This window comes from Myroides sp. LoEW2-1, assembly GCF_009767705.1.
GTDB lineage: Bacteria > Bacteroidota > Bacteroidia > Flavobacteriales > Flavobacteriaceae > Flavobacterium > Flavobacterium album_A.
Window position 1 is genome coordinate 1 of sequence record NZ_WSPP01000101.1, and the last position, 25,841, is coordinate 25,841.

A 25,841-nucleotide genomic window follows, 5' to 3' on the forward strand; every position below is an offset into this window, starting at 1 on the left:
TTACTAATACATTTTTTAGACAGTAATGATTGAAGAAAAAGAATCAACGACAAAAGTTGAAATTAAGGTAAAAACTCAGTTATAGCAAAATAGTAAAACCACTTATGACGCATACTTATATACATAAGCAAAAAGAAATTAATTTCACCTTTTGGTATTTTTGCAGAAGTAGCTTAGAAATAAAGTAATTAATTTACCTTATCTAAGAGAAATCAAAACTCGCTAAAAAAGTCCTGAAGAATTGAAAAGGCATCATACTCCATATTAAGAAAACAATAAGTTCCCTAAATTACACTCTAATTCTTTAGTTATCTGTTCACTAAACTTCATTTAAGCATATTTACAAACACACAGCGTTGTTTAAAACAAAAATTTACTTCGAACAACATTTGATCACATTCTTCTTGATAGCAAAAACTTCAAGCAAACTAAAAACATCATTTCCTTGGACTTTCTTGCACTTTTCTTTGAGTATCCTTGGGGTTTTACTCGCAAAAAGGGGTATTTCCCGAAGAAACCCCCAAGAAAGCCCCTCGAATTCCCAAAGAAACTACCTCCAATCTTACAGTAATTTTCTCTATAACCGAAAACTTTTCGTATTTAGGTTACAATAGAAAAACACAAAACGAAGTCATCATAGAGGCTATTAAATCCTGTAGACACCTTTTCTTAATCGCAAAAATGAAGATTACTCTTTAATATGACTAATGCAGTAATAGCAAGCTGCTAAATTACACAAGTGAGAAAGGTTGTTTTTAGCCTTTCTTTACCATTCCTGAGAGGAACAAAATATTATTTTACTTTTTCCTATCAAACATTCACCATTAAGTCAATAAAAATTTAATATAAGACAATGGATAAACTATTCTCAATTAATACTATGAGTAATACTGTTTCAATCTTGACATATCCCCTAAGGTTTACTAAATTGCCAAAAAAACAAAATGAATACTACCACGATCTATTTAGCCTCAGCTCTTATTACTGATCAAGACAATCGCATGTTAACTGTGCGCAAAAAAAAATCCATCTATTATATGATGGCTGGCGGAAAAATAGAAAAGGGAGAAACTCCCGAACAAGCATTAATCAGAGAGTTGCAAGAAGAATTAAGTCTGACTATTACAACAAACGAGATAAAATTATTAGGTACACATAGTACAACAGCAGTTAACGAAGCAAATACAATTGTCACAGCTCATATTTACCATATTATTGTAAATAATACTGAAATACAACCTGCATCAGAAATTGAAGAAATTAAATGGTTAACAATAGATAACTATCAAGAAACGAAACTCGCACATTTACTAAAAGAGTTTAGTCTTCCTATTTGGCTTAAACTTATGAAGTAGTCCACTATTTCATGCACCACATTTTTTTCATAGTGGTGAACTTACTTAGAGCAGAGTTGCTCAGCATGATGACTCCTTCAAAAGGATATATATACGCAACTCTCTACAAACAGATCTAATATTATATGCTCTCTACTGCGCTTACCCATTCTATAAAAGATAGAGCTACAGTTGATTACTGATTGTTAACCAATGGATTTTATAAAAATCAAAGTACATTATAGAAAAGACAAAAGCCTCTTAGGACAAGACTAAGAGGCTTTATATATCGTTAACAATCACTAAGCTTGTTTCTTGACGAACTTCGTTAAAATAACAATCTGTTGACCGTCAATTTTTCCTTCAATTTGTTCAGTATTATCGTGTACCAAACGGATATTACGCACAGCAGTACCAATTTTAGCATTGATTGTAGATCCTTTTACATCTAAATCTTTAATTAAGGTAACTGTATCTCCACCGACAAGTATATTTCCATTGCAATCTTTATGCAAATCAACGCTTCCATCTCCAGTATGATCACCTGTTAACTTAGCAAATTCCAACAACTCATCATCTAAATACATCATCTCTAAACTATCGGCCGCCCAACTTTCATTGCGGAAACGGTTTAGCATACGCCAAGCTACAACCTGAACAGCAGGAAACTCACTCCACATAGAAGTAGTTAAACATTGCCAGTGGTTTGCATCTAACTCTGCTTTCTTTTCAATTTGCTCTAAACAAGTATCACAAATATAGATTTCTCTATCTGCTTCGTTAGCTGCCGCTGGTGGTACCTCATACACATTCAAATGTCCTGTTGCTTCACATAGTTCGCATTTATTACCACTTCTCTCTTTTAATTGCGCTTCAGTTTTCATTTATAAAACAATATATTATTAAAGTTGTAAAGATATATGTTATTATTTAGATATAAAAAATAATAAAACACTTCAGTAATTAAACCTTTTTTATTGCACAGATATGAATTTAACAAAACACTTAATTTTTTAAAATGCTTCTAAAAATTAGTTCTTAGAATTGTGGTTTCACCTAAATAGCGTTCTAAATCATTACACAATTCATCATAATACCTCATAGCTGGTGAATAAACAGAAAGACAGTGTCAAAAAACCTTATCTTTACTAATCAATAACACAAACTATTATTTTACATGAAAACAGATATCGAAATTGCTCGCGAAAGTGAGCTAAAAAGAATACAAGATGTAGGCCAATCTATTGGTGTGAACCCTGATGAATTAATTCCCTACGGGAAATATATGGCTAAAGTTCCTTTAAGTGAGATGGACACAGAAGGCATCAATAAATCAAACCTCATATTAGTTACTTCCATCACCCCTACAAAAGCAGGAATTGGCAAAACTACTGTCTCTATTGGATTAGCATTGGGATTAAATAAAATAGGTAAAAAAGCCGTAGTAGCACTACGCGAACCTTCATTAGGTCCATGCTTCGGAATGAAAGGTGGGGCTGCAGGAGGTGGATACGCGCAAGTATTACCTATGGAGAATATCAACCTGCATTTCACTGGCGATTTTCATGCTATCACCTCAGCGCACAATACCATTAGTGCCTTATTTGACAATTATATTTATCAAAATAGATCTTTAGAAAATGGCATCAAGGAGATATTGTGGAAAAGAGTTTTAGACGTAAACGACAGAAGTCTTCGCTATATCAATACAGGACTTCGAGGTAGTGCTAATGGTGTTCCTCAAGAATCAGGTTTTGATATCACTCCTGCTTCTGAGATTATGGCAATCCTTTGTTTAGCTACAGATATAGAAGATTTGCGTCGCCGCATTGAAAACATTCTCTTAGGATATAGATATGACGGCAGTATGTTTACTGTAAAAGATTTAGGCGTTGCTGGTGCGATTACAGTTTTACTTAAAGATGCACTAAATCCCAATTTAGTACAGACTACAGAGAATACAGCTGCTTTTATACATGGAGGCCCATTTGCTAATATCGCTCATGGGTGTAACTCTGTTATTGCAACTAAAATGGCGATGAGCTACGGAGACTATGTGATTACAGAAGCGGGATTCGGAGCAGATTTAGGAGCTGAGAAATTCTTTGATATCAAATGTCGTAAGTCTGGCTTACAGCCGAAGTTGACGGTAGTAGTCGCTACTGCTCAAGGATTAAAAATGCACGGAGGCGTAGCAATCGATGAAATCAAGACTAAAAATATAGAAGGTATTCAAAAAGGTTTAGACAATTTAGCTAAGCACGTTGAAAACATCAAGTCATATGGGCAAAGTATCGTTGTAGCCTTTAACAAATACGCTACTGATGATGCCGAAGAACTAGCTATCGTAGAACAATATTGTAAAGACAATCATATCGGATTTGCTATTAATAACGCATTTGTAGAAGGAGGTGAAGGTGCAAAAGCATTAGCAGAAGTTGTAGCTAATACTATTGCAACTAATCCGAGCAAACCTTTACAATTTCCTTATCAAGATGAAGATACTATCTCAGTGAAGATAGAAAATATAACTAAGAAAATATACGGTGCTAATAATGTAGAGTTTTCATCTGCAGCTAAAAAGAAATTAGCTCAGCTTCGAAACACAGCTATGGATAAGTTTCCAGTATGTATTGCCAAAACACAATATTCTTTTTCTGCAGATGCAACAGCTTATGGTGTAGCTAAAGATTTTGATATTGTGATTAACGACATCGTGATCAACAGAGGTGCAGAATTTATCGTTGCCATCGCTGGTGATATTATGCGTATGCCTGGATTACCTAAATCACCACAAGCATTGAGAATTGATTTTGTCGATGGGTTAATAGAAGGATTAAGTTAATTTACATCTCATATAGGAAAACAAAAAAAAGGTATTGACGAATTGTTCAATACCTTTTTTTAATTGCATTAACTTTTAACAGAGTATTACAAATTAATAAAATAAAAATAAATTAACAAAATATAAAAAAACATAATTTTCACCATGTGTATTTTTACTATATTTGTTAACACTATTTCAGTATATTAAAAAATAAAATATTAAAAACATACATATTATTAAATGACAGAGATTATTCATCATTTATTTAATCCTTTACCTAATGCAATCATGACTGTATTAATGGGAATATCTACTATCTATTGGATATTTTCGGCAGTCTTAGGAGGGTTTGACGGTTTTGATATTGATATGGATGTACAGCCTGAAATTGATATCGACGTTGATGTGGATATAGATGCTAATGTAGATACTGATTTTGATTTACAACAAAATCATGTAGAGGTCATTCACGATAAAGAGGTTGACTTAGCCGATCATGTCAATGTCAGACAGCCAGGTTTATTTATGCAGATACTCGAATTTATGAATGTCGGCAAAATTCCCTTTATGATTATACTGACCATTTTCAAATTTTTTACTTGGGCAGGAACATTATTAACTACAACTATCCCTAAAGTTGCCAGTTTAGGATTGTGGTCAGCAATTATTTTAATCCCCTTATCCTTTATTGCAGTTATTTTGACACATTACGCAACTATTCCCTTGGTTAAATTTTTAAAAGACACTGGGTTTCACGGAGAAGTAGCTATTAACTGCATAGGAAAAGAAGGGACTATGTTGTCGAGTATAACGGCAGATAAATATGGGAACGTAGAGATTGTCATCAACCAAGATCCAATTAAAATATTAGCGACGAGCACAGATGGCACTCCTATACAATATGGAGACAAAGTGCTTATCGTCAACAAATCAAAAACAGAAAATATATATCAAGTACAGAAAATACAATAACATTATTAACTACAAACACTAAAAACTATGGGTGAGTTTGGTATAGGAACATTGATAACCATAATTATTGGAGCCTTATTTCTATTAGTCTTATTATTCTTTGCAATACTTGCATCGTTTTATAAAAAAATACCACAAGGTAAATCTATTGTAAGAACAGGGGTTGGAGGAACAAAAGTTGCTTTTAACAAAGGGATTTACGTTATCCCAGTGTTCCACAAAATGGAGATTATGGATATCTCTGTAAAAAAACTTCAAATAGATAGAATGCAAAATGAAGGACTTATTTGTAAGGACAATATCCGTGCAGACATTAAGGTAGCATTTTTTATTAGGGTAAACAAGTCTATTGAAGACGTTATTAACGTAGCACAAACACTGGGATGTGAACGTGCAAGTGATGTAGAAACACTTCGCAATATTTTTGAAGCAAAGTTTTCGGAAGCTTTAAAAACGGTAGGTAAAAAATTTGAGTTCATCGAATTATACGAAGCGCGTAGAGAATTTAGAGAAGAAATCATCAATATCATAGGTCGAGATTTAAATGGGTACATTTTAGATGACTGTGCTATTGACTACTTAGAGCAAACGAACATTTCTTACTTAGATCCACAGAATATCTTAGACTCTGAAGGGATTAAGAAAATTACAGAACTTACTGCTCAGCAAAACATCAATGCTAACCTTATCCGTAGAGATGAGCAAAAAGTAATCAAAAAACAAGATGTTGAAGCTCGCGAAGCCATCTTAGAATTAGAAAGACAATTATCTGAAAAAGAAGAAAAGCAACGCAGAGAAGTCGATAATATTCGTGCTCGTGAAGAAGCAGAAATTCAAAAGGTACGTGAAGAAGAACGCTTAAAGTCTGAAAGTGTACGTATTTCAACAGAAGAAAGCTTAGCTGTGTTAGAAGAAAACAAACTACGCCAAGTAATTATTGCTGCAAAAAACAAAGAGAGAACAGATGCTGTAGAAACAGAAAGAGTTGAAAAAGATAGAGCGTTAGAACAAACTGAAAGAGAGCGTATCGTAACCTTGGCGCAAATTAACAAAGAACGCGCAGTGGAGGAAGAGAAAAAAACAATACAAGATGTTATCCGCGAAAGAGTACAGTTAGAAAAAGGAGTAGTGGAAGAACAACAAAGTATTAAGGATGTGGAAGCATTCCGTTCTGTAGAAAGAGAGAAACAAGTAGGTATCACTCAAGCAAGTAGACAAGCTGAAGAAAACTTAATCAGAACAATCAAAGAGGCTGAAGCTAAAAAATTTGCACAAGAACAGATTTCTCAACAAATGTTAATCGAAGCAGAGGCACAAAAAGAAGCATCACTTAAACAAGCAGAAGCTCGTAAAATACTGGCAGATGCCCAAGCTCGTGAAGACGCTACTCTTGGATTAGCAGAGGCAGAAGTAATCAAAGCTAAAGCCGAAGCAGTCGAGCAACAAAGTATTGTTGACGCTGCAAAAATACAACGCATCGCAGCTGCAGAAGCTGCAGGTATTGAAGCGAAAGCAGAAGCTAAGAGAAAAGAAGGATTGGCTGAAGCCCAAATTATCAAAGAAAAAGCTATTGCAGATGCTGAAGGATTAAAAGAAAAAGCAGAAGCAATGAAGCAGATGGATGGTGTAGGAAAAGAACACGAAGAGTTCAAACTACAACTTCAAAAAGAAAAAGATGTAGAATTGGCTGCTCTAAATATCCAAAAAGACATTGCTAAATCTCAAGCAGAGGTATTGTCTTCCGCTTTACAAACAGCTAAGATTGACATCGTAGGAGGAGAAACAATGTTCTTTGAAAATATCATTAACCAAGTGAGTCGTGCTAAAGGATTTGATCAATTGATAGACAAGAGTCAGAATGCACAAGATATTAAATTAGCTTTATTAGGTGATGGTTCTACAATTAGTCAAGGCGAGTTGTTTAACAACATAAGACACTATGCGAGTCAATTTAATATCACCACTGAAGATTTAAAAAACCTTAGTATCGCATCATTAGTCTTAAAGATGCAACAAAACGCAACAGAAGACAATATGGGATTGTTAAGCAGTATTGCCGATGCAGTTCAGAGCTTTGGTATAGGTAATAAAAAATTATCGTAACAGAATATTTTGACATCACTCTTTTCTAAAGAAAAGGGTGATGTTTATCCTATCCCCTATCTCATCCTTCATTTACCTAAGTATTCGTGATCGTTCACTGATACAAAGTATTAATTACCTATGGCTGAATTAGAAAACCAACATATAGAATCGCTTGATTCTAATACTTATGAGATCATACAGAAAAGGCTTCAGACACAGAAAGGAGATTTAATCCAACGATTAAATGCCCTTAATGAAGATAGAAAAAATGTCTTTACTTCTGTTGACCTTAAACTTATTGCCAATCAACGTATAACAACAGAAAACAACTGTACTGCCAGAGGTATAATTGCCTTTGACTCTATCTGTATTTTTGCCTATAACGTACACTTTGGCCTTAAAACGGATATTCAACTAAGCGATGTATTTAGCATTTATCGCTTTGAAGACAATCAATTCTTACCTCAACCTTTAGACTTTATCAATGATGCTAATTTCATTGAGGATTACAAAAACTTATACAAATACTATAGAGATTCTATCTTCAGTAGATTTAAGAAGACAGAGAATTACCTCTATATGGTATTTCAAACAAGTAAAAATGCCGATAGTCTAAAAGCTTTTAAATGGCTTATAAAGGATAATCAGTTAATCTATCAAGATGATAGAAGCATACACGAGGTAGTAAAAAGTCCTCAATTTGAATTCAATTGGGTAAAAACTAATCTCGAAAATAGACGATTAGGTATACACCCTCATATCTCTATACAAGACAAAGTATTCATCGAAGCTGTCGGAGGAGATATCACTTTTAAAATAGAAGACAATACTGACAAGGGACAGGGTATCTACTCAGAACCGGTTAACAATATAGATCAACAATTAGATGATGCTGATTACTTCTACGCTGATTTGGGTAATTTTATTGCCATCCGCATTAAGCCTTACCAAGAAGACTTTCGCGCATTTATCTTTAACAACAGAACCAAACAAGTCATCAATGTACCTGCTCTAAATGAAACAGGTATATTATTACCTGATGGTCAAGGTATTATCTTCTCCAATGGGTATTATTTACAAAATGGTGATTATAAGATATTTGACAATACTGTCAAGAACTTAGAGTTCATCAGAACCATTCCTTCCCACAATGGAGAGGACTTCTTATACCTATTCTATCAAGCAGAAAACAACATCTACACCTTGATGTCTTATAACATCATCAAACAACAAGTAGAAACTCCTATCGTATGTAGTGGTTTTACCTTGTTCAACGATGGTAAGTTAATTTATTTCCGTTCAGAAAATGAAGCGGTAAGACATCATGTCGTACAGATATGGGAAACCCCATACACTGCTACATTAATAGAAAACAAAGAACAAAAAGAAAATCACTTATACAAAATTGGAAATAAAGACATCGTCAAAGCAATGGCTGAATGTCAAGAGATTATTCACCTCATCGATAAAGAAGATTCGTATGAAGGATTATATGGTGACATAGCCAAGAAAGCAAATGACATCATAGATGCTTATTTCTGGATTAAAACGAGTGAGACCAAAAGTTTAAATGAACCTTTAGAACAGATCAAGGGAATTGCAAATACAGCAATAGACGAGTTCGAAAAGGTACAAGAACAACGTAAAAGGGCTGCAGGTTTATTGACGGAGCTAAAAGAAAAGGTAGATAAACAACTCTTTAATGTTAAAAATGCCAAAGGAGACACCCTTGAAAGTTTAGTGCATCTATTAGCTGAAAACAGAAAATTGTTAGGAGAGGTAATTAGTGCCCGTCAAACAAAATATGTCGATTTAACTATCTTGGAAAAGTACCAAGAACAGTTAGGTAAGACCAATGAGTCCTTATCAGATAAAACAATTGCATTCTTACTACAGGAACAAGCCTTAGTTCCTTATGAACAAAAGGTTATTGATCAAAAGAATAAAGTAAATGAGGTAGTTAAGGTTATTGACGCTAATGCTATTGATGAAAACTGTAAGGTTATATCCAGTGAATTAGAATTGCTAATCGATATACTGAATAGTTTAAAAATAGAGGACACTACCCAGGCGACAAAGATTATTGAGAAGATATCTGTCATCTTTGCTTCGCTAAATGAAGTGCGTTCTCAGTTAAAGAGAAAAATAGATTCTCTGCGTACCAATGAGTCTATCGCAGAATTTCACGCTCAATTAACTCTACTTGATCAGAGTATTATCAACTTCTTAGAGTTATCCAATTCACCCGAAAAGTGTGACGAATACCATTCTAAAGTAAGTGTACAGGTAGAAGAGCTGGAGAGTAAGTTTGCTGACTTCGATGATTTTATCTTAAAGATAGCCGATAAGCGAGAAGAAGTTTCAAAGGCTTTTGACACGCGAAAAACACAGTTAGTTGAGCAAATCAATAGACGTACAAGTTCGTTAGAGCAGATAGGGCTGCGCATCCTAAAGAATATCGAAAACAAATCAGCATCTTTTAAGTCAAAAGAAGAAATATTGGCTTTCTTCTCTACTGATTTAATGGTGGACAAAGTACGTCAACTGGTTATTGAATTAAAAGATTTAGGTGATGTCTCTAAAGCAGAAAACTTAGAGAACAGTGTTAAAACCAGTCAAGAAGATGCACTGCGTACGCTTAGAGATAAGCAAGACTTATTTGCCGATGGAGAGAATATCATTAGCTTAGGTACTCACAAGTTCTTGGTTAACAAACAACCTTTAGATTTGACAATTGTCAGACGCAATGATACGCTTTACTATCATCTTACTGGTACAAGTTTTTCGTATCCTATCACAGATGACAAGATATATACTTATAAAGAGATATGGAATCAAGACATCATCTCTGAGAATAATGAGGTCTATAGAGCAGAGTATTTAGCTTATCAAATAATACAAGAGTTACGTACTAATCCTTCATTAGATATTCATGAAGCAGTTAAGTTTAGAACAGAACAGAACTACTCTGAAGGGTATTTAAAAGGAGTACACGACTTTGACGGATTAGAGATTACGCAAGCCCTGTTAAAGTTGCGCAAAGACTTAGGTATATTAACCTATGCTCCAGCTATCCGCGTATCTGCACAAATCTTTTGGTATGAATTAGACACAGTCGTAAGAGATAACATTTTGAAAAGTATAAGTAGTGCAGCTGCAGTACAAAAGGTATTTCCTCTAAGTACAAACTATAAATATATACTTAGTCAATTAGAGGAATTATACGCTTCATGGGCGTCTCCATTATGCGATATAAAATATCAAAAAGCAATAGCACATTATTTATATGAAGAATTTGCTACAGGTATCTTCTTTACCAAAACTGTACAAGCTTCCCAATTAAAGAAACAATTTATTGCTTTCTTACAGCAAAGAAATGCAAACATCACTTTTGAAAATGACATCAACGATGTTAACTTAAGTAGGTTAGATGCATTTTACTTGATTCAAAACTGGCTGTATTCTTATATTGACAATGAGCCAAAAGTAAGTGAGTATAAAAAATACATTGATGAGACTTGTTGTTTACTATTATTTGAAAAGCAATACAACTATACTTTAAAAGAAAGTAGTGATACAATAGTACTAAAGAATCTCAAAGGCAATCATCCTTTAATTGTCAATGACACCTATACTTTAGACTATCACAATTTTATAGCAAGATTAGAGAGTTTCGAAACAGAGCGCATACCAATGTTTACTGACTTTATTGCTACTAAAGAAATGTTGCTTTCAACGTATAAAAAATCACTTAAAGTGAATGAGTTGAAACCACGTGTGTTAACTTCATTTGTACGTAACAAACTAATAAATGAAGTGTACTTTCCTCTCATAGGTAATAACTTAGCCAAGCAGATTGGGGTACACGGGGATAGTAAGCGTACTGCGCGAATGGGAATGTTATTGTTAGTATCACCTCCTGGATATGGTAAGACTACACTAATGGAGTATTTAGCAAATGCATTAGGCTTGCACTTTGTCAAGATTAACGGGCCTACTATTGGTCATTCTATTACTTCTATCGATCCAACTGAAGCGAAGACTTCCGGTGCTCGTGAAGAACTGAAGAAGATCAACTTATCGTTCGAAATGGCGGATAACGTAATGCTATACTTAGACGATATCCAACACTGTAGTTCTGAGTTCTTACAGAAGTTTATCTCTCTTGCTGATGGACAGCGTAAGATGGATGGTATATTTGAAGGTGAAAGTAAAACGTATGATTTAAGAGGTAAGCGTTTTTGTATCATTATGGCAGGTAACCCATATACAGAGTCTGGAGAAAAATTCCAAATACCAGATATGTTAGCCAACCGTGCAGATACCTATAACTTGGGAGACGTCATCGGTAGCACAGAAGATTTGTTTAAATTGAGTTTATTAGAAAATGCAATTGCTGAGAATACTTATTTGCAGAAATTGAGCAGCAATTCTTTAGACGATTTCTATAAACTAATCAATCATATAGAAACCAAATCAGAAGATTCAATTTCTTTAGAAGGAAACTTCAGTGGACAAGAAATAGAAGAATTTACAGCTGTTTTAAAGAAAGCAATCGCTGTAAGAGATATTGTCTTGAAGGTAAACCAACAATATATCCTAAGTGCAAGTATGGACAATGCTTATCGTACAGAACCGGCCTTTAAACTTCAAGGGTCATATCGCGATATGAATAAAATGATGAGTAAAATTGTTCCCTTAATGAATGACAGTGAAATAGATGAGTTAATCTTAACACACTACGAAAACGAATCACAAACATTGACTTCTGATACAGAAGCTAATTTGCTAAAATTAAAAGAACTCGCAGGCAGACTATCAGGAATAGAGCTCCAACGCTGGACAGAAATTAAAGATATATTCGCCAAACAAAACAAGTTGGGAATGGCCGGTAAAGACAATCAAACGGCACAAGTATTAAGTCAATTAATGGACTTCAATCAAAACTTAGAGAGTATCGCAAAAGCGATTAAAAAATAAAAGTACTTCAACGGTCTGTAAATATACAGACCGTTTTTATTTATTCATACATTTACAGCTTTCAATCAAAAAGAACTATGTCAAAACACTTAGCACGTATAGCCGTAACTGTTTTATTCTTTATATTTGGAGGGATTTCAGCCTCTTGGGCTTCGCGTATTCCTACGATAAAAGAAGCTTTTGGAGTAAATGATTCCGCTTGGGGTTTTGTACTTCTCTATATATCAATAGGAACCTTAATCACACTTCCTATTGCAGGTAAAATTATTGAGAAACTGGGGAGCAAGAAAGCAACTCTTATCTTTTTATTAACCTATCTTGTATTATTAGTTGGTATTGGCTATTGGGAAGTGCTGTGGCAATTGAAGCTAAATTTAGTACTATTCGGAGCCATTAGTAATATCACGAATATTTCTATCAATACGCAGGCTATCAAAGTTTCTAAATTATACAAAGGACAAATCATTGGCTCTCTACACGGAACATGGAGCATTGGAGGTTTTGCTGCCTCGTGGATAGGTGCAGAAATGATCAGTAGTTATGTCCCTCCTATCGAACACTTTATTTATTATTCTACAGTAGGTATTATCATCTCCCTTCTATTGTTCAAATACTTAATACCTGAGGATACAAACCCACAAAGTGACAGTCCTATAAAAGAAGAAAAAAAAGGATTCCAATTACCTGATAGAAACTTAATTATGCTTGGCTTATTAGCCTTCTTTGCAATGGTAGCAGAAGGAATGATGACTGACTGGTCCAGTGAATATATGAAACACGTCACTCATGCTCCTATTGAACTTATAGGATATGGCCTAACAGCTTATATGTTTGCAATGGCAAGTGGACGCTTTATTTCTGACTTTACAGTGAGAAAATATGGCGAACAGAGAACGTTACTTATCTGTGGTGTTTTACTCTTTATTGGATTAGGAGCCTCTGTAATGTTTCCAAGTGTATATACGACGATTATTTCTTTTATGATAGTTGGACTGGGGGTATCTGCTGTAGTACCGATGTGTTATAACTTAGCAGGTCACACCAAATCTATGCCACCTCAACAAGCATTGACTTTGATTACCAGTATCGGTTTTATCGGTTTCTTTTTAGGCCCTCCTGTAATAGGCTTTATTGCACAACACTCGTCATTAAAGACTGCATTTGCTATCGTAGCTTTCTTTGGATTAGCGATCTCACTATTGAGTAGATTCATCACGATTCATCAAAAAGATTAGTAAAATAGCCTATCTATTCCAATTGCGGTAGATAGTAAAGGCAGCAATCAATACGATTAGAAAAACAGAAAACCACCTCGGGAAATGAATGTAATTTCTTATTCTCTTATTCTTCAAAACAAAAGTTTCAACAAAAGCAATATACAATATTGCAATCAAAGGAATATAAATGTAAATCAATTGATTAAAGTGAAATGCCTCAAGCAAATGCCCTTGTAATATGGAATGAAGGGCACGCTGTCCTCCACAACCAGGGCACAACCATCCAGATGTATCGTAAATATAACAGCCTACGCCTTCATTGTTATCGGTACCAAAATATTGTAAATAATAATAAAGTACAACAAGTGGCAAACTGTAAAACACAAAGCGTAGGCCGATTTTTATCATGGTAGCTAATCTAATTTGAAGATTGTTTCATTTCAAGTAAAAAATTACTCCAACCTCCTATTTCTGCGATATAAGAAGTGAAGATAAAGATGTTCAATCCCACCAAAAGTAGTGTGATAATGAACAATACTATAATGTTTTTGCACAATCTTTTGACCTGTTTATTATTTCCCTTTTGTAAAAAAGCATTTGCTCTTTTAAAACTAAATAAAGCAATTACTCCTAAGAGAATACCTATAAACCACAAAGAAAAAAAACCTAAAAAGACATTAACTCTTGCTAATACCTTATACTTTCTAAGCTTGTTATTTCCATGCTCCATTCCCGTACTTTTTTAATTTATACATTATTAACCGTAATCATACTTCCATTTTCTTCATCTTTCACTACTGATAAAGAAATAGGCATGCGTTCTTGCAATTCATCAACGTGAGAAATAATACCCACAATGCGATTCTCCTTGTGCAAATTACTTAAAGTCTCAAAGACAACATTTACAGATTCTGTGTCTTGCGTTCCAAATCCCTCGTCTATAAAGAAAAAGTTTTTATTTGACTTAGACAAACTTTGAACACTTTCAGCTAAAGCTAAAGCTAAGGACAAAGACACTTGGAAACTCTGTCCTCCTGAAAGGGTTTTTACACTTCTCGATTTACCTTCGTTCAAGTAATCAATAATCTCAAAATCGTTATTCTCATTCAACTGTAAGCTCAACTGATTATTAGTTAACCTGTGAAAACGATGATTTGCCATATCGCATAAATTCTTCAAATAAATCGAAGATACATAATTAACAAAACCTGCTCCATCGAACATATTCTTTAGTATAGTTATGTTCTTTAATCTCTTTTCTAAACCATCGTACTCTACCAATAGTTTAGCTTTAGTATTAAGGTCCAGCTTAATTCGCTCAATTTCCCCTTTTAATTTTGCAGCAACCTCAGTAGCCTCTTTTAGCTCAAGTTCAAGTTTGGCTACTAAAACCTCTTGCTTTTCAAATCGCTCTTTGTCAAAAGAAACCTTGGCTAACTTTTCTTCTAAGTTTAAAACTTGACTACGCACTACAGCTAATTTAGTTTCGAACTCATGAATGAAATTGCGTTGCTCACTAATATCAATTGCGATATTCAATACTTGTTTAACTTCCTCTATTGATTCAATTGCGTGTGTGTTAAGCAAAGTAGCAATATGGTCCTGTAATACTTTATTTGCACTTTCTAACTCTTTTGACTCCTCCTCCGCACTTTTGCACTTTGTTTGCAAAGCTGTAAGTTGTGAAGATAGCTCTTGAAATCTCGCTGTTACTTTCGTGTGTTCGGCTTCAATCCACTTAATCTTTTGCTCGCGCTGTTGCGCTTCTTGTTCAATCAAGCTATCAGCTAAAGTCAAATACGAATTTAGATTTAGGCGTATAATTTGTGTGCTTTTTGAGTGGATTTCACTTTGCACTTTTGTATGTGTCAACTCATAGGTTCTAAAATCACTTGTTGCCTTTTCTACTGAAAGCCTATTCTGTTCTACTTCATTTCTCAATTGCTTACAATGTGACTCCAATAATTCAATTTGTTTCTGAACTTCACTAGCCTTTTGCTTTAACTGAACTAATTGATTAGTATCTCCTAAGGAAACATAATTCCCCCATTGATATTGCTGGGTATGCTGTTGCAACTCGTGTTGTAAAGACGAATACTTTTGCTCAACTTCACTTTTCTGATTTCCATAGAAACTGTATTGCTCAAACAAACCTCTTGCTTTGCTTTCATATCCTACTAATCGCTTTTGCTTATCCTTTATATCTTTGAGTTTAGACTCTCTATCTTCAATTGTCTTAGCTACATCCTGACCTTGTAATAGATTGGGATGAGATAGAGAACCGCACAAAGGACAAGGTGTACCTTGCTGTAAGTCATTGGCAAACTGCGTAAGTTGATGAGAGACTGCTAAATGTCTTATTTCTTCCTCTAAAACCTCTTGCTTGTTATTAAATAAACTGTGAAACTCAGCTATTTCATTTTTCCAATTAGAAGGGTTTTTCAATCGAAGACCTTTAATCTGTGATTCAATTTTTCCTATTTCAGCATTTGCTTTATCTAAACTCTCTTTATAATCAAAAATAGTTTTGTTTAAATAATCAAATTGTTGGAACCAAGTATCAATAGATAAAAGCAAATTCGTATCTAATCGACTCTGTTTTACAGCATTTAACTCTTGCTCCTTTTGTGACAAGAGTTGTTGACTTTCTACCAACTTGTCCCCTACTGTTTTAACAAGCTGATTACTTGACGTCATCCCTTGCTCTATATCATTTTGCTGTACAAACAACTTCTTTATATCTCTAATCAAACCAAACTCATAGAACTCGGCTTTCTTTTGCTCTAAAGTAGCATATTCAAGCTGAATACTCTTTAGAGTACTCTCTACTTGTACAAACTCTTTTGACACTTCTTCAACCTCCTTGCTAAACTGAGCGTACAAATTCTGTTTACTTTGCCATTGAGATTGTATTGCATCAGCTTCTTTAAGTGGAATACGAAATACCTTATCTAAATTTTCGTAGCGAATAAGCTCTTGCTTCTTATCGTTAATAGCAGGAACTTCTGCTTCTAATTTACTTACATCTTCCCTGCGAAGAACAAGAGTATCAAAATCATCTTTAACTGCTTTCAATTGCTGAAAGACCGTATTCTCATGCTTAAAATGCTCCGTTAACTGCTCTTGTAAAGCTTCACTCTTGCTATATTCACTTTCTTTAGTATCCAGTAATTCCTGATTAATTAAACTATAACTCTGAAGCTGACCTTGCAGTTGATCAAAATTCTGCTTGGTTTCCGCAAGAATACCCTTAACTTTAAATGATAAGTCAAATTTATCCAAACCAAATATTTGCTGCATCATCTTTGTACGAGCAGTACCTCCAAGTTCAAGAAACTCCTTAAATTGTCCTTGAGGAATAATGATTGTACGCTTAAAATTTTCATAACTAAGGCCTATTACACCTTCTATGTTTAGATCAGGCAACGGAACCCATTCTTCCTCTTTCCATTGATATAAGATAGCTTCTCCGCGTTTTACATCATCAAATCGCTTGCTATTCCTTTTGAACTCTCTGTAAATTCTATACTTCTCATCTTTGAAATTAAAGAACTCAAAGTCAATTAACGAACGATTAGATTTTAAGTTCATCATATTATAAGCGCGATTATCTTTCGCATTCAATCGTTCACTCTCTCCATATAATCCGAAAGATATAGCTTCTAATATAGAAGATTTACCAGAGCCCACTCTACCAAAAATCCCAAATAGTCCAGCTTCAATTAAACTTGTAAAGTCAATAGTCTGTTTCTCTTGATAAGAGTATAATCCCTCAATCGTCAACTTTATAGGTATCATACACTCACTAATTTAAAATTTCTTTAAACAAATCCATAATCTCTTCATTAGGTTCTTGCCCTTGGTATTTTTGTTTAAAATAGTCTTTAAACAAATCGCTCATATCTTGTTCTAAATTCACTTGCTTAAAATTCGCCTCTGTTTGTCCTTTCTCTAATTTAACCTGTGGAATAATAGAGATAATCCCATCATGAGCCTGATAAATTCGCTTTAAGTCATCTGCTTTTAAAAAAGTATCACTTACTAAGGTTAACTCTACCAATTGGTTTGGATTAGCCATTAACCAAAAGACAGCCTCGTCTACATTATCAAACTTCATGCGAACCAATGACCTCCCTTTTTGCAAAGGAACTTGCTTATATGAGATTGGTTTATCAGCTTCTGCTTCTACAATTATCACATATTTTTGCTGCCCAGCTTCACTAAAGCTATAAGCTAAAGGACTACCTGAATAAACAACAGGACGTTCTTCTTGGCCAATCTGATGTGCTCGATGTAAATGTCCTAAAGCAGTATACTGTATTTGTTCGGGAATAATATCGCTGTAAATCATATCTGCATTCCCAATTTTTAATGGTTTTTCTCCATCAGGTTCTTCCAAAACTTCTCCATTTCTATTTAGCATATATAGATGTGAGATTAATAGATTCACTCCTTTTGTTTTGCAGTACTTATTAGCTAAATCACTCCAACTACTTTTTAGTATCTCATTTAATGCAGTTGATTTGTCTTCGATATCTAATGCTTTTCTAAGTCTTACTTCATTGGCATATGGGGTGTGAAATATTCTAATAGGTTGTTTAAAAGTGGCTAACCTTATTTCAAAGAATCCTGGTGCAGTCTTACTGATTTTGAATTGATTCTCAATCTCGTACTTTGAAATTTCCGCATTAGGGAACCCAATAAAAATAATACCACACTCACGTGCCAAAGGATCTGGAGCGTCTATTCGCTCCGGACTGTCGTGATTACCTGCAATAGCAATGACCGGTCTTTCTCCATCTTTTGCCAATCGCTTGAGTGTTCTGTAAAATAGATCGACAGCTTCAATCGGTGGGTTAAATGTATCAAACAAATCACCTGCTATTAAAACTAAATCGACTTTTTCTCTATCTGCTATTTTACAAATTTCCTCTAAAACCTCTCTTTGTTCTTCCACCCGACTATAGCTATCGAGTTTCTTTCCAAGATGCCAATCCGCAGTATGTAGAATCTTTAATGCCATTGTTTACTCTTTTATTCTGAATCCAAAGATACTAACAATATCAAGGTTTCTCTTGCATTTAATAGACAGATTAAGCCTTTTGAAAAGTTAAAAAAACTCCTATCTGAAAAGAGAAATCCCTTCATAGTAAATATCATTTACCCTTTGTGGTGTTCAAATATCCTCAATATCAAGTTATTCATTTACCTTTTACAGCTGGAAGTAATTATATAAAAATTCGCGATGAGTTACTTGCAAATTTTGATTCTTGAAAAGGATTAAAATTTATTCCTATTTGAGATTGACTTAGGGTAAACAGTTATTCAAATTTAAAGTACACGACTACACCTTCATGTTGATTACATTCAATTTTAGCAAACACTTTCCAAAAAACAAACAGATCAGACTTAAAAATCTATAAAACAACTATTTACATAACAATTTCTTAATATTAGATTTCATTTATTTTCTTAAATTTAAGTACCTAATCATTCATACTATGTTATGTTCTAATCTACCTTGGGTATTCTCGAAAAAGCTTTATTCGGACCCCATACTATTCAATATAGATCTTGAAACATCTATAAAAGACGATACAACAAGTATAAATATGTATTCACTACTAACTAAGGCAGTGATAAATCACGCTGAAGTAATCATACAATACCAAGCTTGGTTATCAAGTATTGATGAACTACACGAATGCGAAGACTTATTAGATGGTGAAGATATCATAGAAGATGACCCAGACGATGAAGACGGTAGCTATCTTGTCGAAATCCAAGCAACACTAACTGCGGATAATCAGCACTCTTTTTCATTATTTGAGTTACTGTACAAGATTCACAATTTACTGCAGAACAAAGACCTTGATAACCTTAATACACTTGATTCAATTTCATTAGCCGAAAAAGGAGAAATACCAATATATTACTTGAATTTCAAATAAAATTTGACCTCCTTTAGTTCAACAAGAAGATTTGCGATTCGATTCTAAAGGAACTTTTATTAGAATTGTTAATAAATCTGTGCATATCTATTTGAAGACTTTCATTTAAATGGAGATAAATGGGTATATATTTGTTAACGGAAAGATACAACACATCTTAACCGTATTTGTATAATCTTTATGTAAAACAATAAATGGCTTAATTCTGTCAAAAACCATCAATTGTAAAAGTGCTAGATAAATTTTAGATTATACGAAAGACACTTACTTTAAAAAGCCATTCATTAGTCGTGAATGGCTTTTTATATTTTCGGTCTTACAAGAACTCGATAACTTATGTACAGGAGACTTCAAAAAAAAACACATTACTTTAAGTAATGTGTTCAATTGTTATTTTAAGATCCTTAAATCTCACAGCCATCAGGTCCACAAGCACCTGCTCCATTATCACCTTTCATTTCAAAACCAGGTTGGCTCTCTTGATAAGCTTGAGTTAATGCCTCTACAAAAGCCTCTACTGGTTGTGCTCCAGAGATTCCATACTTTCTATCAAGTACAAAAAATGGTACACCAGAAATTCCCAAAGTTTGAGCTTCAACTATATCCGCTTTCACCTCATCCGATTGTTCATCAGTTAATAAAAAAGCTCTCACAGCTGTAGCATCCAAACCAATTTGCTCCCCTAAGCTAACTAATTCATCTACATTACCTACGTTTTTACCTGCTGTAAAGTGAGCATAAAACAATGCCTCTTCTGCTTCATTCCCTTTGCCCTGTTCTTGTGCAAAATGAATAAATCGATGAGCTCTAAAAGTGTTTACGGGAATTGACTTGTCTTGATTAAATACAATACCTACACTTTCTCCTGCTTGTTTTAAATGATTTAGCATACCTTCAACTTGCTCCATTGGCATACCTTTGCGTTGTACTAAGTATTCCTTTGTAGAAATATCAGCACCTTCTGCTGGTAAAGTAGGGTCTAATTGAAAACTCTTCCATTCTACTGTTATCTTATCTTTAAAAGGCAATGCTGCTAATGCACTTTCAAAGTGCTTTTTTCCAACATAGCAAAACGGACACATAATGTCCGACCATATCTCTACTTTCATATTTTTCATTTTAAAAAATTATAGACAAAAATGTCTATTCTCAAAAATACAGCTTTAATCTGTGTTTCACTTCCTTTTTAACATTACATAAAATATATACCCTGGTAACCTCAGCACCTTACTAAAAATAAAACACACATTTTAGTATTTAGATGACTACTGCTATTATCTCTTTAAAATTGCTCTTAGATATTTTACAAAACAATTATCACCTCAATATCTCTTATAAATTATTAAGCGAAAGAAACTATACAAGCCAAGTCAAAATAAACAATACAAGCAAGCTATAGTTTAGAGGGTACTAATAGTGGAGAAGCTAATAAGTAAGACATTATGCAGTATTTAACTATTGCAACCAACCGCTATAAACACTCCTTTCTATAGTGACAACAACAAACTATGTTACTTAATAGAAATATTATGTAGATTGAAATAAACTTTATCTAAATGCAAAAAGAGCGATTGTTAATTGATACAACCGCTCTTTTCACTATTCTATTCTACCCAAGTATCTCGTCCTGCGATGATACCTGAAATAATCAGTGTTATAGACATCGCTAACAGAAAACCTAACGAGGTAGTCCAAGATTGTGTCATGTCGTAAAACGCTCCAAACAATGGTGGTCCTACTGCTGCTATCATATAACCAAACGATTGTGCCATTCCTGAAAGATCAGCAGCTTGTACTGCATTTTTGGTTCTCAACACAAAGAAAAGCATTGATAAACTAAATGCCAATCCACTTGCTGCACCTATTAGTATACACCACAGTAATAAATACTCTGTCTTAAAAACGACAACACCTAAAATTCCTATAGTAAACAATATCCCTGATAAAGCAGCTAAGAACTTTTGGTTGTTCATTTTACTGGCAATAATAGCTCCGATAAACGTCATTGGCAACTGGGCGAATTGTACATAAGATAAAATCCAACCTGATTCAACCTCCGATACTCCCCAAGTCTGCACAACCTTTGGCAACCAAGCTGCTAAACAGTAAAACAAAAGCGATTGTACACCCATAAAAACAGTTACAGCCCAAGCTAATCCTGATTTATATAAATTCACTTTATTTTCATCAATTGCAAAATTCCCTTTAACAGGATCAATTCGTTTTTTCTTTACTTGAGGAATCCAAATGACAATTGTCGTAATACTCAATACCACCCATATACCGATAGAACCTCTCCATCCTAGCTCCGTAAAATGTCCTAAACTAATACTAAAACCAGCAGCTAAAGCAGCAGTTAAATTCATCGCAACAGAGTAAATCCCCATCATTGTTCCTACCTTAGTTGGAAAATTATTCTTAATATATGCAGGCATTAAAACATTCCCTACTGTAATAGCCGTTCCCACTAAAGCTGCTCCAATAAATAAACTCGCAATACTTCCCAAAGGTCGAATAATCAACCCTATTGTCAATATAATTAATGAAAGCAACAGAATAACTTCCATTCCATACTTTCGTGAAAAACGCGGTACAATCCCAGATAGAAAAGCAAAAGCCATTAAGGGAATCGTTGTAATCAAACCTGCTGTTGTATTAGACAACTCAAGTGCCTTTGTAATCTCTGCTATTACTGGTCCAACAGATGTAAGTGGAGCTCTCAAATTCGAAGCGACAAAGATGATCCCCAAAAACATTAGTAGTTTCTTTAATTTAGAAACTTGTTCTATATCTTTTTCCATGGTTGTTTGTTTTAAAAAATTACCTATTGTTATTTAAGAGTACAAAGGTAAGTTCAGATAAATGATTATATTCGCCATATATCATAACTAAAACGACAAGTATGAGTAAACCGCAATTAGTCGATGAAGTAAAAAAGCCTGCTTTTTCATGGCATGCAGAATACTGGAAACACAATAATGAGTTTCATCATCACAAGAAAGCTCAGTTAGTTTATGTTGAATCAGGGTATCAATATCTACACGTGGAATCGTGTCAATTTTTATTACCACAAAACCACGTAGCTTATATTCCTTCGAATGTGCCTCATAAAACAACACATGCATCAGAACACGTTTCTTTGCGTACTTTGTATTTTGACGTTGAGGACTTGCCAAACTTCTATGAGGAATTATACCTGTTTGCAATTCCTACAGTTCTTAGGGAAATGATAATGTACACCGAAAAATGGTCAATGAATATGAATTATGACGAAAGTGAACAGACGTTTTTAAGAGCGATACTGTTAGAACTTCCCTCGTTTGTCAAGAATGCTGTTCCTCTTATTACACCAGTTCCCCGAACAAAAGTATTATTAGATGCAACAGCTTATATTCACCAACATTATCAATCAACCATACCGATAGACGAATTAGCTGCTATATGCTTTATGAGTATTCGAACATTAGAGCGGCAGTTTAAAAAGGAAACAGGGATTAGCATTGCAAAATATATACAGATGGTACGCATCATCAAGTCAATCGAACTACTCAGTGAAGGACAATATAGTATCAGTGAAATCGCCATACTCGTAGGCTATAACAGTGCGCAGTCTTACAGCAATGTCTTTACTAAACTATTGGGCCAACGACCTACTGATTTTATAAATCAAACAAAGTAATCATAAAAAAAAGCCAACCTCTATTGGAGGTTGGCTTTACATATTGTAAAAAAATAACTATTAATTATTTTCAGGTAAGAAACTATATTCTTTAGCGTAGTACAACATTTGATCTGCAAATGATTCTGGTTGTTCGATTTTATAATCAACTACCTCTCCTTTATCATTCTTAACAGGAACAATATACGGATTAACGAATCCTCTGTAAGGAGCCGAATCAAATTTTGCATTGCGTTCTAAAACTTCTTTGTGAATAGCTTGATCTACTTTCACACCATAGTTTTCAACTAATGCTTTTGCTGCATTAAAATCTCCTTCCGATTTAATACGCTGTGTCTCTTTTAATAATTGTCCAAATAGATCGTGTAATTTTTCATAATCTGTAATATTAAAGTACGTCTTACCGTCTTTTACTACTTTTTCAATCACATTGTCTTTTTGTCCTTTTTCAAAGACCCAAGCACTCACCCATTGACGGTTTCTCATATGTGCTTCTTCAATATCAGCACCTGGTTCTAAACGCACTAATTGCATCATTAATCCATTTCGAATATATCCATCATAAGCTGCTTTTCCTACTGCTTTCCAATCATCCACTAATCCCAACTCTTGTAATTTAGGATTATATAAATAGAACAATCCTACTAAGTCTGCACGACCTTCTTCTAAGGTAGAAGCATAGCTCTTCAGTGTTACCTGTGGCTGTCCTACTCCATCGTTAATTTGTCCTGAAGCGTGTCCAATTACTTCGTGTAAGGCTGTATGTAACTTATCTGCTAACTCACCGTACTTTTCTTCTAATTCAAATTCCTCTTGATCGTGAACAAACTCTTTTAAACGATCAGATCCACCAGCGTGATTATAAGAATCAATAATATTTCCCAATGAAATAGATTTAGATCCATGTTCTGCTCTAATCCAGTCAGCATTCGGTAGATTCACACCGATAGGTGTACTCGGTGAAGCATCACCTGATTCGGATGCTACAATAACTGTTTTATAAGTTACTCCTACCACACTTTTCTTTTTGTGCTCATCCATTAATGGAGAATTATCCTCAAACCACTGCGCTTCGTGAGAAAGTACTTCCATTTTCTTTGACATATCAAAGTCCTTAATTTGAACAACACTTTCATAAGAACCTTTATGTCCTAATGGGTCATTATAAACCTCAATAAAGCCATTGTTGTAATCAATATTACCTTCTGTCGCTTGTACCCATGCTACATTGTAATCATCCCATGATTTTAAATCTCCCGTTTGGTAAAATTTAATTAACAAAGCGATTGCATCAGCTTGCTTTTGATTCTCTGCAACTGTTATCGCTTTCTCAAGCCAATAGATGATTTGATCGATAGCAGGACCATACATTCCTCCACTTTTCCAAACCTTTTCAACTAACTTTCCATTTTCTTTTACCAGTTTAGAATTTAATCCATTCGATAATGGTCGATTAGGATCTGGACTTTTCATATTTGCATAAAAAGTTTCGGCTTCTTCATCAGTAATTCCCTCTCCGTAAAAATTAATAGCTGATCCAGTAACTAAACCTTTCTTTGAATCAAGATTAACCTTTTTACTATCCACATCATTAAACAAGATTTCAGCAACTGCATTGTCTAATGTTGTATTTGTTTCTTTTAGCAACGTGTCAAAATACGCCTTATCAAAAGCTGGTTTTATTTTGTCATTTGAATAATGATGGTGTATTCCATTTGAAAACCAAACTCTCTTTAAATAAGTAACAAAGTTTTTCCAATCTTCTGATTCCTTGTCTCCTTCATAGTTCACATAAATATTCTCAAGTGCTTTGCGAATTTTTAAGTTATGCTTGTAGTTTTGGTCCCACATAATATCGCGACCTACATAACCAGCTTGGCTTAGATAATAAACTAATTCTTTTTCCTTTAGAGTTAAGTCTTCCCATCCAGGAATTTGGTATCTCAATACTTCAATGTCAGCAAATTTGTCAACACTGTATTTAAATTCAGCTACTTCCGTTGTGTCTTGAGATTCCTTTTTATCTTTTGTTTCTCCACAAGAAAGTAACATAGTTGAAGCTAATACCATACAAGCTACTGTGTTTAATTTCATAATGTGTTATTTATTCGTGTAGCAACAAATATATAAAATTCTATACGTAACATCTATAATTATGTCCACACATAATTACGAACTACAAAATTTTAAACTCATTTATTTAAATAATTATCTGTAAAATGTTTCTCAGAATTAGGATTACTAAATTTTTCTTGGTTGTAATCTGTTGATTTATTCTTAGGAATACTTAAAGATTGCCAATCTTTATTCTTTATCATCTTTCCGATAAAAACTATTTGCCCAATGTGATAAGGGTAATGGGCTAATTGACGATATAGTGCTTCCCCTACTGTGTGATCTTGGTTTCTAATTTTAATTATAGTCTCGATATTATGCTCATCAATACTGTCTATCGTAGCAAACAATACATTCCACGCTTTATCCCAATTAGAAATCAACTCATGTCTATCGTAAAAGCCTACCGCAAACTCCTCGTCGCGCTTTCTCCATTCCTTTTCTCCGTCTTCTGTAAAGAAATTAGTAAATCTCGAAAGTAAATTACCCGTAATATGACGCATCAGTACAGCTACAGTATTACTTTCCTCATTTACTTTCCAGTTTAACTCCTCCTGAGATAATAGTAAGACAGTTTTATCGTATCCACGCGAGCAACCACATATTTCATAAGCTAACTTAAGGTAGTAAGTTTGTTTCAAATAATAAATAGATGAGCAAACAAGAAATAATGTATTCTCA

Annotated in this window: 17 protein-coding genes; 8 read left to right on the forward strand and 9 right to left on the reverse strand. The window is 34.2% G+C overall.

The window, feature by feature from the left end; genetic code table 11:
• The first annotated feature begins 944 nt into the window (after nucleotides 1-944).
• Nucleotides 945-1,355, forward strand: a complete 411-nt coding sequence (locus tag GOQ24_RS06825) for an NUDIX hydrolase (protein ID WP_155093022.1) — start codon at nucleotides 945-947, stop codon at nucleotides 1,353-1,355.
• Nucleotides 1,356-1,636: 281 nt separating this feature from the next.
• On the opposite strand, the gene GOQ24_RS06830 is transcribed toward GOQ24_RS06825, so the two are convergent.
• Nucleotides 1,637-2,218 carry a PhnA domain-containing protein gene (locus GOQ24_RS06830; RefSeq protein ID WP_155093021.1) on the reverse strand — a complete coding sequence of 194 codons (582 nt, stop codon included), beginning with the start codon at nucleotides 2,216-2,218 and terminating at the stop codon, nucleotides 1,637-1,639.
• Between the two features lie 293 nt (nucleotides 2,219-2,511).
• Between GOQ24_RS06830 and GOQ24_RS06835 the strand changes: the two genes are divergently transcribed.
• The 5 genes from GOQ24_RS06835 (at nucleotide 2,512) to GOQ24_RS06855 (ending at nucleotide 13,433) form a co-directional block, all read left to right on the forward strand.
• A complete protein-coding gene (locus GOQ24_RS06835; protein ID WP_160339363.1) occupies nucleotides 2,512-4,179 on the forward strand; it encodes a formate--tetrahydrofolate ligase in 1,668 nt (555 codons plus the stop codon).
• Between the two features lie 222 nt (nucleotides 4,180-4,401).
• Nucleotides 4,402-5,133: an OB-fold-containig protein gene (locus GOQ24_RS06840; RefSeq protein WP_160339364.1), complete on the forward strand. Its 732-nt coding sequence runs from the start codon at nucleotides 4,402-4,404 to the stop codon at nucleotides 5,131-5,133.
• Nucleotides 5,134-5,160: 27 nt separating this feature from the next.
• Nucleotides 5,161-7,236: a flotillin family protein gene (locus GOQ24_RS06845; protein ID WP_155093018.1), complete on the forward strand. Its 2,076-nt coding sequence runs from the start codon at nucleotides 5,161-5,163 to the stop codon at nucleotides 7,234-7,236.
• Nucleotides 7,237-7,356: 120 nt separating this feature from the next.
• Nucleotides 7,357-12,198 carry a DNA repair ATPase gene (locus tag GOQ24_RS06850; RefSeq protein ID WP_160339365.1) on the forward strand — a complete coding sequence of 1,614 codons (4,842 nt, stop codon included), beginning with the start codon at nucleotides 7,357-7,359 and terminating at the stop codon, nucleotides 12,196-12,198.
• A 77-nt stretch (nucleotides 12,199-12,275) separates the two neighbouring features.
• Nucleotides 12,276-13,433 (forward strand): MFS transporter, encoded by a 1,158-nt coding sequence (locus tag GOQ24_RS06855; RefSeq protein WP_160339366.1) that lies wholly within the window; start codon nucleotides 12,276-12,278, stop codon nucleotides 13,431-13,433.
• A gap of 9 nt (nucleotides 13,434-13,442) precedes the next feature.
• Here GOQ24_RS06855 and GOQ24_RS06860 read toward each other — a convergent pair whose 3' ends face one another.
• Genes GOQ24_RS06860 through GOQ24_RS06875 form a run of 4 tightly spaced genes read right to left on the reverse strand, consistent with a single transcriptional unit; the run spans nucleotide 13,443 to nucleotide 18,438 of the window.
• Nucleotides 13,443-13,823 (reverse strand): DUF2752 domain-containing protein, encoded by a 381-nt coding sequence (locus tag GOQ24_RS06860; protein WP_155093015.1) that lies wholly within the window; start codon nucleotides 13,821-13,823, stop codon nucleotides 13,443-13,445.
• Between the two features lie 10 nt (nucleotides 13,824-13,833).
• Nucleotides 13,834-14,145 carry a hypothetical protein gene (locus GOQ24_RS06865; RefSeq protein WP_160339367.1) on the reverse strand — a complete coding sequence of 104 codons (312 nt, stop codon included), beginning with the start codon at nucleotides 14,143-14,145 and terminating at the stop codon, nucleotides 13,834-13,836.
• A 17-nt stretch (nucleotides 14,146-14,162) separates the two neighbouring features.
• Nucleotides 14,163-17,213: an AAA family ATPase gene (locus tag GOQ24_RS06870; RefSeq protein WP_160339368.1), complete on the reverse strand. Its 3,051-nt coding sequence runs from the start codon at nucleotides 17,211-17,213 to the stop codon at nucleotides 14,163-14,165.
• Nucleotides 17,214-17,220: 7 nt separating this feature from the next.
• Complete coding sequence (locus GOQ24_RS06875) at nucleotides 17,221-18,438, reverse strand: exonuclease SbcCD subunit D (RefSeq protein WP_160339369.1); 1,218 nt, start codon at nucleotides 18,436-18,438, stop codon at nucleotides 17,221-17,223.
• 589 nt (nucleotides 18,439-19,027) lie between these two features.
• Here GOQ24_RS06875 and GOQ24_RS06880 point away from each other — a divergent pair.
• The gene (locus tag GOQ24_RS06880) at nucleotides 19,028-19,366 is read left to right on the forward strand and encodes a hypothetical protein (protein WP_160339370.1); all 339 of its coding nucleotides are present in this window, start codon (nucleotides 19,028-19,030) and stop codon (nucleotides 19,364-19,366) included.
• Between the two features lie 404 nt (nucleotides 19,367-19,770).
• Here GOQ24_RS06880 and GOQ24_RS06885 read toward each other — a convergent pair whose 3' ends face one another.
• Entirely contained in the window at nucleotides 19,771-20,475 is a 705-nt protein-coding gene (locus GOQ24_RS06885) for a DsbA family oxidoreductase (protein WP_160339371.1), read from the reverse strand.
• Between the two features lie 495 nt (nucleotides 20,476-20,970).
• Complete coding sequence (locus GOQ24_RS06890; RefSeq protein WP_155092370.1) at nucleotides 20,971-22,167, reverse strand: CynX/NimT family MFS transporter; 1,197 nt, start codon at nucleotides 22,165-22,167, stop codon at nucleotides 20,971-20,973.
• Between the two features lie 101 nt (nucleotides 22,168-22,268).
• Here GOQ24_RS06890 and GOQ24_RS06895 point away from each other — a divergent pair, with 101 nt between their 5' ends.
• Nucleotides 22,269-23,045, forward strand: a complete 777-nt coding sequence (locus tag GOQ24_RS06895; RefSeq protein ID WP_155092371.1) for an AraC family transcriptional regulator — start codon at nucleotides 22,269-22,271, stop codon at nucleotides 23,043-23,045.
• Nucleotides 23,046-23,105: 60 nt separating this feature from the next.
• Here GOQ24_RS06895 and GOQ24_RS06900 read toward each other — a convergent pair whose 3' ends face one another.
• Together GOQ24_RS06900 and GOQ24_RS06905 are read right to left on the reverse strand one after the other, a co-directional pair.
• Nucleotides 23,106-25,139 carry a dipeptidyl-peptidase 3 family protein gene (locus GOQ24_RS06900; protein WP_160339372.1) on the reverse strand — a complete coding sequence of 678 codons (2,034 nt, stop codon included), beginning with the start codon at nucleotides 25,137-25,139 and terminating at the stop codon, nucleotides 23,106-23,108.
• Nucleotides 25,140-25,237: 98 nt separating this feature from the next.
• Nucleotides 25,238-25,801 (reverse strand): DUF1572 family protein, encoded by a 564-nt coding sequence (locus GOQ24_RS06905; RefSeq protein WP_160339373.1) that lies wholly within the window; start codon nucleotides 25,799-25,801, stop codon nucleotides 25,238-25,240.
• Nucleotides 25,802-25,841: the final 40 nt, after the last annotated feature.